Below are 11,032 nucleotides of genomic sequence, written 5' to 3' on the forward strand. Positions count from 1 at the left end.
CGCCGTTGGCCCCACCGCGCCACATCTGCGGCGGGTGGCAGCGCGGTGTCTCACCCGCGCGGGCGGCCCGGGGACGCGGCCCGGGAGACATGGCCCAGTGCGGGGGAGGGCGCAGGAGCTGACGGCTAAGCGTCAGGTGGGCACGAGCGAGGGCTTAGAAGCTGACGGCGAGGCGGCAAGTGCGGACAGGGGAGGGCTCAGGAGCTGACGGCGAGGTGTCAGGTGTAGATGGTGGTGGCGTAGTTCGGGCCGTAGTGGCGTTCCAGGTCGGCCAGGCTCTCGGCCGGGTTCTCGACCTCCTTGATCAGCCGGGCCCGGGACGGCAGTGCGTCCGGCTGCCAGCTCTCCGGCTGCCACAGCTCGGAGCGCAGGAACGCCTTGGCGCAGTGGTAGAAGATCTGCTCGATCTCCACCACCACGGCGAGGATCGGGCGGTGCCCCTTGACCACCATGTCGTCGAACCACGGCGCGTCGCGGACCAGTCGGGCCCGGCCGTTGATCCGCAGCGTGTCCGTACGCCCGGGAATCAGGAAGATCAGTCCGACGTGCGGGTTGTCCAGGATGTTGCGGTAGCCGTCGGCGCGCCGGTTGCCCGGCCGTTCCGGGATAGCGATGGTCCGCTCGTCCAGCACCAGCGCGAAGCCGGGCGGGTCGCCCTTCGGCGAGACGTCGCAGCTGCCGTCCGCGCCTGCCGTCGCCACCAGGCAGAACGGCGACGCGGCCAGCCAGTCCCGGTCCCGGGCGTGCAGGACGGGCCGCTCCTTGGTCACCGCGCGCGGCATCGGCGCCCCCAGCAGCTCGCGCAGTTCCTCGTGCGAGGTGATGTCCACCGTCACGTGATCCTCCCCCGTGCGTTGACTCCGGTGGCGGGGTGTCCGCCACGAGTCAGCCTAGAGCGCGACCAGCGCGAGGTTTGTCCCTCCAGGGCGGGGGTACCGCCTCACCCGACCCGCCCCGGAGAGACCGACCCGCCCGGAGAGACTGACCCGACCCGCCCGGAGATATCGAGCAGTGGAGGCCCGATGGAGAGCCGGCTCAAGGTGCTGGGTCATCCCGTCCACCCGATGCTGGTCATGTTCCCGGTCGGCCTGCTGGTCACCGCGGTCCTGTTCGACCTGGTGGACACCGTCGGCGGGCCGGACTTCCTCGGCGAGGTCGCGTACTGGAACATCACCGTCGGCCTGATCGGCGGCCTGCTGGCCGCGGCGGCCGGGACGTTCGACCTGCTGGCCATCCCGTCGGCCACCCGCGCGAAGCGGGTGGCGCTGACCCACGCCGCCGCCAACGTGGCGGTGATCCTGCTCTTCGCCGCGATCTGGGTGGTCCGGCTCAACGCCGAATCCCGGGCCGCCGGGGGCGCGCTGATCGCCATCGAGGTGGTCGCGCTGGCCATCCTCGGCGTGAGCGCCTGGCTGGGCGGGGAACTGGTCGACCGGCTCGGCGTCGGCGTGGACCGGGAGGCCGGGCTGGACGCGCCCAGCTCACTGCGATCCCCGGCGGCCACCCACCGGATCGGAGAGGTGCAATGAGCGAGCGCAGCGAGCGGGTCGTCAGCGGAGGGCCGGCATGAGCGAGCAGAGCGGCGGGACCGGCCGGGGTTGGCGCGGCCGTCAGCAGGGCTGGGATCCGATGGGCGAACTCCAGTCGCTGCGTTCGGAGCTGCGCCGGCTGGTCGGGGGCCGGGCCGGGCCGCCGGACGTCGAGATGGCCGAGACCGCCGACGGCTGGGAGGTCGTGGTGCGGCTGCCCGGCGTGGCGCCGGAGGAGGTGGCCGTCGAACTGGACGACCGCGAGCTCTGCGTCCGGGCCCGCTCCGAGGCCGAGGTCAACGCCGACCACGGCATCCCCGGCGGCTTCGAGACCAGGGGCTTCGAGTACCGGGTCGACCTGCCGTCCCGGGTGGACCCCGACAGCATCGACGCGGTCATGGACCACGGCCTGCTCCGGGTGCGGCTGCCCCGGGCCGCCCGGCCCGCGCCGCGCACCATCACCGTCGGCCGCACCGGCCCCCGACCCGCCGGCCCCGACGGGGGTACGCCGAGCGTCCTCGACCCGGCCGCGGACCGGGAGATGCACCACCCGGACATCGCCGTCGGCGAGACCGACCGGCCGTAACGAGCCGCGTGGGCACCCCGAACCTGCTCGGCCCGGCCAGCGGCCGCGTGCCCGACGTCGAGCGGATCGCCGTGCTGCGCGCCAACGCGCTCGGGGACTTCATCTTCGTCCTGCCGGCGCTGGAGGCGCTGCGGGCCGCGTACCCGGAAGCGGAGATCGTGCTGCTCGGCGCGCCGTGGCACGCGAAGTTCTGGCGCGACCGGCCCGGGCCGGTGGACCGCGTGCTGGTGGTGCCGCCCGCGCCGGGGATCCGGGGTCCCGATCCGGGCGAGCCGGAGTCGACGCTTGACGACTTCCTGGCCGCGGCCCGCGGGGAACGCTTCGACCTGGCGTTGCAGCTGCACGGCGGCGGGGCCAACTCCAACCCGTTCGTCGCCGCCCTCGGGGCGCGGGTCACCGCCGGGCTGCGCGCCGAGGACGCGCCGCCGCTGGACCGCTGGATCCGGTACGTCTACTACCAGCAGGAGGTGATCCGCTACCTGGAGGTGGCCGGCCTGGTCGGCGCGGGCGCCACCACGATCGTCCCGGCGCTGGCCGTGACCGACGCCGACCGGGCCGAGGCGGCCGAGGTGCTCGGCCCGGCGGAGCGGCCGAGAGTGGCGCTGCACCCCGGCGCCACCGACACCCGCCGCCGGTGGCCCGCCGAACGCTTCGCCGAGGTGGCCCGCGAGCTGGTCGGCGACGGGTACGAGGTGCTGGTCACGGGCACGCCCGCCGAGCAGGACGTGGTGGACCGGGTGGTCGCGGCGGCCGGGGTGCCGGTCCGGCCGCAGGTGGGCACGCTCAGCCTCGGCGGCCTGGCCGGCTGCTACGCCGGCTGCGAGCTGGTGGTCTCCAACGACACCGGGCCACTGCACCTGGCCGCCGCCGTGGGCACCGCGACCGTCGGCATCTTCTGGGTCGGCAACCTGATCACGGTGGCGAACCTGCTGCGCGGCCGGCACCGGCCGATCAGCTCGTGGACGGTGCTCTGCCCGGTCTGCGGCGTGGACTGCACCCCGGGCATCTACCCGCACCGCCCCGGCGACGGCGAGTGCCCGCACCGGGACTCCTTCGTCACCGACGTGCCGGTGGTCGAGGTCCTGGAGGCGGCCCGCGAGCTGCTCCGCCCGGAGCCCGGCGCCTCCTGAACGGCCCCGGGGCGGGCGCGCGTCGGCTCAGGCCGGCTGCGCCGTCTCCTCCTCGGCGAGCACGACCTCCCACGCCTCCACCTCCCGGTCGGTGACCGTGGTGGGCGACTCCAGATGGTAGGCGCCGCTGGGCAGGACGCCGGCGCCGCCGAAGCGCGCCAGCACGGCGAGCTGGGCGGCGACGTCCTCGCCCTGGTGCTTCTCGTCCACCCGCCGCCAGAAGTCGAACCCGCCGGAGTCGACCAGCTTCGCCCGGTCGAAGAGCACGCAGCCGCCGATCCAGGACACCCTGTACGCCCGCCAGCCACCCGACGGCAGGTCCAGTTGCCGCGTGACGTGCAGCAGGTTCGCCGCCGAATGGATCGACGCCCGCTCCCACTCCGGCGTGCCGGGGCGGATCCGTTCCGGCGTGGGCGGGCCGGTCCACTCCTCGTAGTGTCGGTGCGTCTCCGGCCGGACGTCGTCGGCGTACGACAGCCCGTGCACCGCGTTGCCGACGAAGCCGCAGCCCAGCTCCTCGATGGCGGTGACCAGCCGGCGCAACGTGCCCGGCTCCAGCCAGACGTCGTCGTCGAGGCAGAGCACGTACCGGGCGGCGGAGGCGGCCAGCAGGTACGCCCGGTGCTCGGCCAGCCCGCGCCGGGGCAGCCGGCGGGTCAGCAGCACGGGGTGCCCCCGGTGGCGCAGCGCCCGGACCATGGTGGCCGCCGCCGGGTGCCGGTACGCGGCGTCGCCGTCGGACTGGTCGCTGACCACCACGCCGAAGCCGGGTACGCCCTCCTGGGCGGCCAGCCCGGAGAGGGTGACCGCCAGTTCGGCGGGGCGGTTGCGGGTCGGGATCAGCACGTCGAGCAGCCGATCCGCGCGGAACCCGCCGGCCGTGCCGAGGTCGAGCGGGCGGTTCACGACGGCTCGGGCGTCAGGGAGGTGTCCTCCTGCGGCTCCTGGCCGTGCGCCCGGATCCGGTCGATGATCGCCGAGGTGGACCGGTCGGGGACGTACCCGAGGGTGCGGACCTGCCCGCCGAGGCTGCGTACCAGCGGCGCCTCGGGCACCATCTCCGGTGGGTAGTCGCCGCCCTTGACGTACACGTCGGGGCGGACCGCCTCGATCAGCTCCGCCGGGGAGTCCTCCTCGAAGACCACCACGTGGTCGACGCAGGCCAGCGCGGCGAGCAGGGCGATGCGGTCCTCCACCGGGTTGACCGGCCGGTCCGGGCCCTTCAGCCGGCGTACGCTGCCGTCGGAGTTGACCGCCACCACCAGCAGGTCGCCGAGCGCGCGGGCCTGCTCCAGGTAGCGCACGTGGCCCCGGTGCAGCACGTCGAAGCAGCCGTTGGTGAAGACGATCGCGCGGCCCGCCCGGCGGTGTTCCTCGACGAGCGCGGCCAGCTCGTCGATGCCGACCAGCGCCCGGTGGCCGGCCCCGTCGACCGGTGCGTCCAGCGCGACGAGCAGGTCCTCCCGGCGGCACACGCAGGTGCCGGTGTCCGAGACGGTGATGGTCGCGGCGAGCTGGGCCAGCTGCGCGGCGGTGGGCAGCGGCGCGTCGGCGGCCAACGCCAGCGTCATCGCCGCCAGGTACGCGTCGCCCGCCCCGACCGCGTGGCTGGCCGGCACGGGGGTGCTGTGGCTGCGTCGGGGCTCGCCGTCCGCCCCGCCGACCACCGCGCCGTCGGTGTCCAGGGTCACCGCCACCACGTCGGCGCCGGTGTGCGCGCGCAGCTCGGCGAGGCGGGACTCGGCCAGCACGGCCCGGTCGACGCCCTCGCCGGCCGTGGCGTTGACGGTGACGCCGGTGCCGGTCACGGTGAGCCCGTTCCCGGTCATCGCCACCCGGCCCTCGCCGGCCGTCGGCTCGCCGGTCGGGTTCGTCGGGCCGGGGCGGTGGACGGCGTGGTGCGGCGCGACACCGCCGGGGGAGACGCCCACCGTCAGTTCGGAGGGGCCGTCGGCCGGGTCGCCGTCCGGGTGGTCCAGGTGCAGCCCGGCACCGGGTGCCGGACGGGTGCCGGCGGCCCGGGCGAGCAGCCGGGTCGCCTCGGCGAAGCTGGGGGTCACCACCGTCGGGGCCAGGCCGCGCCAGTCGGCCAGGTCGTGGGCGTCCAGCGCGACCGTCGCGTACCGCTCCCGGTGGGTCACCAGCCAGGCGCGCACGGGTGCGGGCAGCGCGCCCAGGCCGTAGTCGCAGACCACCAGGGTGGGCGCCTCGCCGCCAGCGGCGCGCAACTCCTCGGTGGCGCAGTCCAGCGCGGTGAGCAGCCGGGCCACCCCGTCGGCGTCGAGCACGTCGTCGGGGTCGCCGGAGTCCTCCCGGAGCAGGATCTGGTTGCCCGCCAGCATCCGCCGCTTCACCGGCGTCGGGCGGGCGGGCTGGTTGACCGTACGGTCCCAGACGCCCGCCCGGTCCAGACAGTCGTGCAGTTCGTCGCCGGCGACGTCCGCGCCGACCGGCGCCACCAGCACCGCCCGACCCCCGAGTGCGGCGACGTTCACGGCGGTGTTCGCCGCCCCGCCGGCCGCGGAGATCCGCCGGCGCAGGGTGAGGACCGGGGCTGGCGCCTCCCGGCAGAGCCGGTCGGACTCGGCGAAGCGCCACTCGTCGAGCATGGCGTCTCCGACGACCAGGACGGGACGACCCAGCCAGCCCTCCACCACCGCGGCGAGCCGGCGCTGTTCCGCTGCTCCTCCTGCCATGCCGTCCCGGGTCCCCCGGGGCATCCGGGCCAAACCTGCCGCCGCCGGGAGGGGTTTCGGGCACCGGGCCCCGGGAAGGGACGGACGGTACCCCCGGAGAGGAGAGAGACCGAGATGGCAGCGACGACACTTCAGGGCAAGCGGATCGCGTTCCTGGCCGCCGACGGCGTCGAGGAGGTCGAGTACGTCCAGCCCCGCGAGGCGGTGGAGCAGGCCGGCGCCACGGTGGAGCTGGTCTCGCTCAAGCCCGGCACCATCCAGTCCTTCAACCACCTGGACCAGTCGAAGACGTACGACGTGGACGTGACCGCGGCCGACACGGACGCCGGCGGCTACGACGCGCTGGTGCTGCCCGGCGGGGTGGCGAACCCGGACTTCCTGCGGGCCGACGCGGACGCGGTGCGCTTCGTCAGGGCGTTCTTCGACGCCGGCAAGCCGGTCGGGGTGATCTGCCACGGGCCGTGGACACTCATCGAGGCGGACGTGGTGCGGGGCCGCCGGCTCACCTCCTGGCCCAGCCTGCGCACCGACCTGGCCAACGCTGGCGCGGACTGGGTCGACGAGCAGGTCGTCACGGACGGCGGCCTGGTCAGCAGCCGCAAGCCGGACGATCTGCCGGCCTTCTGCGCCAAGATCGTCGAAGAGTTCGCCGAGGGCCCGCACTCGTCCCGCTGACCGATCGTTGGTCGTGAGGTCGGTGGCCGGAGCGCCACCGGCCCCACGATCGACAAGGTGCCCTACGCTCCGCACGCATGTTTCGGGTGAGCGGGGAAAGGAGGCGGGATGACCACGGAAGCCCCGGCGCTCGGCGGGCGACAGATCCGGCTGCTGATGTTCGGCCTGATGACCGGCATGTTGTTGGCCGCGCTCGACCAGACCATCGTCGGCACCGCGCTGCCGACCATCGTCGGCGAGTTGGGCGGGATCAACCACTACTCGTGGGTGGTGACCGCGTACCTGCTGGCCTCCACGGCCTCGACGCCGCTCTACGGCAAGATGGCCGACCTGTACGGGCGACGCCCCGTCTTCCTCTTCTCCATCGGCACGTTCCTGCTCGGCTCGCTGCTGGCCGGCCTGTCGCAGGACATGACCCAGCTCATCGTCACCCGGGGGGTCCAGGGCCTCGGCGCCGGCGGCCTGATGACGCTGGCGTTCACCATCATCTCGGACGTGGTGTCGCCCCGGGAGCGCGGTCGCTACCAGGGCCTGTTCGGGGCGGTCTTCGGCCTCTCGTCGGTCGCCGGACCGCTGGTCGGCGGCTACTTCGCCGAGACCGACTGGCGGTGGATCTTCTACATCAACGTGCCGCTGGGGATCCTGGCGATCATCGTGTGCTCCCGGGTGCTGCGGCTGATCCCGTTCACCAGGCGCGACCACTCGATCGACTGGCTCGGCGCGGCGCTGCTGGTCGCCGGGGTGAGCAGCCTGCTGCTCGCGCTGAGCTGGGGCGGCAACGAGTACGCCTGGGGCTCCGGGGTGATCATCGGCCTCTTCGTCGCGGGCGCGGTGCTCGGCGTGCTCTTCGTGCTCCAGGAGGCCCGGGTGGCCGAGCCGATCCTGCCGCTGCGGCTGTTCCGCAGCGCCACGTTCGCGCTGGCCAACTCGGCCGGCTTCGTGCTCGGCCTGGTGATGTTCGGCTCGATCATCTTCATCCCGCTCTACCTCCAGATCGTCCGGGGCGCCTCGCCCACCCGCAGCGGCCTGCTGATGCTGCCGATGATGGCCGGCATCATCGTCACCTCGGTGCTGACCGGCCGGGCGATGAGCCGGATCGGGCGGTACAAGTGGTTCCCGGTATCCGGCGCGGCGGTGCTGCTGGTCGGCATGCTGCTGTTCACCCGGCTGGAGGTGGACACCTCGCTCTGGGTGGCCTTCGGCTACATGGTCGTGATCGGGGTCGGGCTGGGGCTCTGCATGCAGTCGCTGATCCTGGCCGTGCAGAACTCCGTGTCGATGCGCGACCTGGGCGCCGGCACCTCGTCGGCGACGTTCTTCCGGTCGCTGGGCGGCTCGTTCGGCGTCGCCATCCTCGGCGCGGTGCTGTCGTCGCGGCTCACCTCGGAACTCGCGGACCGGCTGCCGGGCGCGATCGCCGTACTGCCGCCGGAGCAGCAGGCCGCCGTCGCGGCGAGCGGCGGGGCGGACGTCTCGGTCAACGATCCGGCGACCATCCTGGCGCTCCCCGCCCCGGTGCGCGCGGCCGTCCAGGCGGCGTTCGTCGAGTCGCTGCACCTGGTCTTCCTGACCACCGGCCTGATCGCGATCGTGGCGGTGCTGGTCACGCTGGCGCTGCCGAACGAGAAGCTGCGCGGTGCGGGCCCGGGCGGCGCCACGGGCGGCACGGACGGCCTCGGCGGCGAGGGCCCGGCGCCCGGCGGCAAGCCGCTGGACAGGGAGTCGAAGCAGGAGGCCGCCGCCGAGATGGAGGCGAAGAGCCAGACGATGCTCTGACCGGCCCGACCGCGGCTCCGGCTCCCGACCTCGGCCTCGGCTCCGGTCCCGACCTAGGGTCCGAGTCGGGACCGGTCGGGGCCGGGTCGGGCGGCCTACTTGAGGATCAGCCGGTTGGTCTGCTCGAAGACGTCCAGGTCGGCGACGGTCTCGGCGACGCTCGCGGAGAGCGGGGCCGGCAGTTGCGCCCGGTGGAAGAAGCCCGCGTCGGTCGTCTCGTCGGTGATCCGGGTCAGCGCGCCGTCCCACTCGTCGACGCGGAACGCGGTCGTGAAGATCTGGTACGTGTGGCCGTACATGTTGGTGTGGGTGCGGTCCGGGCCCGTGTAGAGGGCGAAGGCGCTGACCCGCAGCGCGCGCAGCCCGGTCTCCTCGCGTACCTCCCGGACGGCGCAGTCGGCGATGGACTCGCCCAGCTCCATCGCCCCGGCGGGCAGGGCCCACTGCCCGTTGTCTGAGCGCTGGATCAGCAGGAGGCGCCCCGCCTTGTCGCGGACCACGGCGCGGGCGCCGACGAACATCAGCGTCCGGTCACCGGCGAGCGCGCGTAGCTGTCCCACGTACGAATCGGCCCAGGAGATGCTCACCCGGACAATTTACGGTGCCGTTACGGTCTCGACCGGCATTCCAGGGTTCCCAACCTGTGACCGCCGACACTACTTTGTTACCCATGCGTAGCACGATGATGGACGCTCCCCTCCAGGTCTCCCGGATCCTCGGTCACGGCGCCACCGTGCACGGCACGGCGGAGGTCGTCACCTGGACGGGCGGCGAGCCGCGCCGGATGACGTACGCCGAGGTCGGGCGCACGGCGGCCCGGCTGGCCCACGCGCTGCGCGACGAGTGCGGTGTCACCGGCGACGAGCGGGTCGCCACCTTCATGTGGAACAACGCCGAGCACCTGGTGGCGTACTTCGCGGTGCCCAGCATGGGCGCGGTGCTGCACACCCTCAACCTCCGGCTCTTCCCCGACCAGGTCGCCTACATCGCCAACCACGCCGAGGACCGGGTGGTGCTTGTCGACTCGACGCTCATCCCGCTGCTGGCCCGGGTGATCGGCGAGATGGGCACCGTGCGGCACGTGGTGGTCGTCGGCGGCGGCGACCCGGCCCCGCTCGCGGCGGCGGCCGGCGACCGGATCGCCGTGCACCACTGGGACGCGCTGCTGGCCGACCGCCCGGACGTCTTCGACTGGCCCGAGGTGGACGAGCGCGACGCCGCCGCCCTCTGCTACACCTCGGGGACCACCGGCAACCCGAAGGGCGTGGCCTACTCGCACCGCTCGATCTACCTGCACTCGCTCCAGGTCTGCATGCCGGAGGGCTTCGGCCTCGGCCCGACCGACCGCGAGCTGGCCATCGTGCCGATGTTCCACGCGATGTCCTGGGGCCTGCCGTACGCGGCCTTCCTCTCGGGGGCGTCGCTGATCATGCCGGACAGGTTCCTCCAGGCCGGGCCGATCGCCGACATGATCGCCGCCGAGCGGCCCACCCTGGCCGGCGCGGTGCCGACCATCTGGACCGACCTGCTTGCCCACCTGGACGCCCACGACGTGGACAGTTCCTCGCTGCGGGAGGTGATCGTCGGCGGCTCGGCCTGCCCGCCGGCGCTGATGCACGCGTTCGCCGAGCGGCACGGCATCGACGTCATCCACGCCTGGGGGATGACGGAGATGTCCCCGTTGGGCTCGGTCTCCCGGCCGCCGGCCGGCGCGACCGGCGAGGAGGCCTGGCGCTACCGCTACACGCAGGGCCGGGTGCCGGCCGGGGTCGAGGCCCGCATCGTCGGCCCGCTGGGCGAGCCGCTGCCCGCCGACGGGGCGTCGGTCGGCGAGCTGGAGGTCCGCGGGCCGTGGGTGACCGCGCGGTACGTCGGCGACGACGTGCCGGACGAGGAGAAGTTCCGCGACGGCTGGCTGCGTACCGGCGACGTCGGCACTCTCTCGCCGGACGGCTACATCACGCTCACGGACCGGGCCAAGGACGTCATCAAGTCCGGCGGCGAGTGGATCTCCTCCGTCGAGCTGGAGAACGCCCTGATGGCCCACCCGGCGGTGCTGGAGGCCTGCGTGGTGGGGGTGCCCGACGAGCGCTGGGGTGAGCGGCCGCTGGCCACCGTCGTGCTCCGCGAGGGCGCGTCGGCGACGGTCGAGGAGCTGCGGGAGTTCCTGGCCGGGTTGGTGGCCCGCTGGCAGCTGCCGGAACGCTGGGCCGTCATCGACGCGGTGCCGAAGACCAGCGTGGGCAAGTTCGACAAGAAGGTCGTCCGTTCCCGGTACGCCGGGGGCGAACTGAGTGTCCGGGAGCTGACCGCCCCGTAACGTTCTCAGGCGCACCGTCGCCTGTTGGGGTAGGGAACACTCCTGAATTCCCTCCCCAGGGGCGGCCCCGGCGTTCGCACCGCGCCGGGGCCGCCCGCTCCATGCGGGGTACCCGCACCGTCATTGTTGCGAAACTTGTTCGCCTCTGTGCCCACTACGGGGAAATCCGCCCAGCTCAGAGGGCTTTCGGCCTCCGGCCGTCACTCGTCCCCGCTCGTGGTGATCAGCACCTTCCCGACCACCGAGTTCTCCACCGCCTCGTGGGCCGCGACGGCCGCCGAGAGCGGGTGACGGTGCAGCGGCAGGCCCGCGTCCTCGCC

At 73.7% G+C, this 11,032-nt stretch carries 10 protein-coding genes and 1 pseudogene; 6 read left to right on the top strand and 5 right to left on the bottom strand.

The genetic code is table 11. The annotated features are described in order from the left end of the window. Positions 1 to 218: 218 nt before the first annotated feature. Positions 219 to 836 (bottom strand): pyridoxamine 5'-phosphate oxidase family protein, encoded by a 618-nt coding sequence (locus tag F6X68_RS24995; protein WP_132232018.1) that lies wholly within the window; start codon positions 834 to 836, stop codon positions 219 to 221. A 186-nt stretch (positions 837 to 1,022) separates the two neighbouring features. On the opposite strand from F6X68_RS24995, the gene F6X68_RS25000 reads away from it, so the two are divergent. Genes F6X68_RS25000 through F6X68_RS25010 form a run of 3 tightly spaced genes read left to right on the top strand, consistent with a single transcriptional unit; the run spans position 1,023 to position 3,245 of the window. Further along, the gene (locus F6X68_RS25000) at positions 1,023 to 1,529 is read left to right on the top strand and encodes a DUF2231 domain-containing protein (RefSeq protein WP_151456572.1); all 507 of its coding nucleotides are present in this window, start codon (positions 1,023 to 1,025) and stop codon (positions 1,527 to 1,529) included. A 37-nt stretch (positions 1,530 to 1,566) separates the two neighbouring features. Further along, complete coding sequence (locus F6X68_RS25005) at positions 1,567 to 2,115, top strand: Hsp20/alpha crystallin family protein (RefSeq protein ID WP_151456573.1); 549 nt, start codon at positions 1,567 to 1,569, stop codon at positions 2,113 to 2,115. Positions 2,116 to 2,123: 8 nt separating this feature from the next. After that, positions 2,124 to 3,245, top strand: a complete 1,122-nt coding sequence (locus tag F6X68_RS25010) for a glycosyltransferase family 9 protein (protein WP_151456574.1) — start codon at positions 2,124 to 2,126, stop codon at positions 3,243 to 3,245. Between the two features lie 27 nt (positions 3,246 to 3,272). Here F6X68_RS25010 and F6X68_RS25015 read toward each other — a convergent pair whose 3' ends face one another. After that, positions 3,273 to 4,151: a glycosyltransferase family 2 protein gene (locus F6X68_RS25015; protein ID WP_151456575.1), complete on the bottom strand. Its 879-nt coding sequence runs from the start codon at positions 4,149 to 4,151 to the stop codon at positions 3,273 to 3,275. Beyond that, on the bottom strand, positions 4,148 to 5,941 hold the full coding sequence (rfaE2, locus tag F6X68_RS25020; RefSeq protein ID WP_151456576.1) for a D-glycero-beta-D-manno-heptose 1-phosphate adenylyltransferase: 1,794 nt from the start codon (positions 5,939 to 5,941) through the stop codon (positions 4,148 to 4,150). Before rfaE2 ends, F6X68_RS25015 begins: the two co-directional genes overlap by 4 nt. A gap of 114 nt (positions 5,942 to 6,055) precedes the next feature. On the opposite strand from rfaE2, the gene F6X68_RS25025 reads away from it, so the two are divergent. Continuing rightward, positions 6,056 to 6,616 (top strand): type 1 glutamine amidotransferase domain-containing protein, encoded by a 561-nt coding sequence (locus tag F6X68_RS25025; protein WP_151456577.1) that lies wholly within the window; start codon positions 6,056 to 6,058, stop codon positions 6,614 to 6,616. A 108-nt stretch (positions 6,617 to 6,724) separates the two neighbouring features. Then, positions 6,725 to 8,392: an MDR family MFS transporter gene (locus F6X68_RS25030; RefSeq protein ID WP_151456578.1), complete on the top strand. Its 1,668-nt coding sequence runs from the start codon at positions 6,725 to 6,727 to the stop codon at positions 8,390 to 8,392. 95 nt (positions 8,393 to 8,487) lie between these two features. Here F6X68_RS25030 and F6X68_RS25035 read toward each other — a convergent pair whose 3' ends face one another. Continuing rightward, the gene (locus F6X68_RS25035) at positions 8,488 to 8,979 is read right to left on the bottom strand and encodes an NUDIX domain-containing protein (RefSeq protein WP_151456579.1); all 492 of its coding nucleotides are present in this window, start codon (positions 8,977 to 8,979) and stop codon (positions 8,488 to 8,490) included. Between the two features lie 83 nt (positions 8,980 to 9,062). Here F6X68_RS25035 and F6X68_RS25040 point away from each other — a divergent pair, with 83 nt between their 5' ends. Continuing rightward, on the top strand, positions 9,063 to 10,712 hold the full coding sequence (locus F6X68_RS25040; RefSeq protein WP_151456580.1) for a fatty acid--CoA ligase: 1,650 nt from the start codon (positions 9,063 to 9,065) through the stop codon (positions 10,710 to 10,712). Positions 10,713 to 10,912: 200 nt separating this feature from the next. On the opposite strand, the pseudogene F6X68_RS25045 reads toward F6X68_RS25040, so the two are convergent. Beyond that, positions 10,913 to 11,032, bottom strand: a pseudogene (locus tag F6X68_RS25045) (NADPH:quinone reductase); the annotation flags it as partial.

Source organism: Micromonospora sp. AMSO12t (genome assembly GCF_008806585.1).
Classification (GTDB): Bacteria; Actinomycetota; Actinomycetes; order Mycobacteriales; family Micromonosporaceae; genus Micromonospora; species Micromonospora reichwaldensis.

Coding starts and splice junctions, on each gene's coding strand:
- F6X68_RS25030 (WP_151456578.1), top strand. CDS start 6,725: ATGACCACGGAAGCCCCGGCGCTCGGCGGGCGACAGATCCGGCTGCTG.
- F6X68_RS25040 (WP_151456580.1), top strand. CDS start 9,063: ATGCGTAGCACGATGATGGACGCTCCCCTCCAGGTCTCCCGGATCCTC.
- rfaE2 (WP_151456576.1), bottom strand. CDS start 5,941: ATGGCAGGAGGAGCAGCGGAACAGCGCCGGCTCGCCGCGGTGGTGGAG.
- F6X68_RS25025 (WP_151456577.1), top strand. CDS start 6,056: ATGGCAGCGACGACACTTCAGGGCAAGCGGATCGCGTTCCTGGCCGCC.
- F6X68_RS25005 (WP_151456573.1), top strand. CDS start 1,567: ATGAGCGAGCAGAGCGGCGGGACCGGCCGGGGTTGGCGCGGCCGTCAG.
- F6X68_RS25000 (WP_151456572.1), top strand. CDS start 1,023: ATGGAGAGCCGGCTCAAGGTGCTGGGTCATCCCGTCCACCCGATGCTG.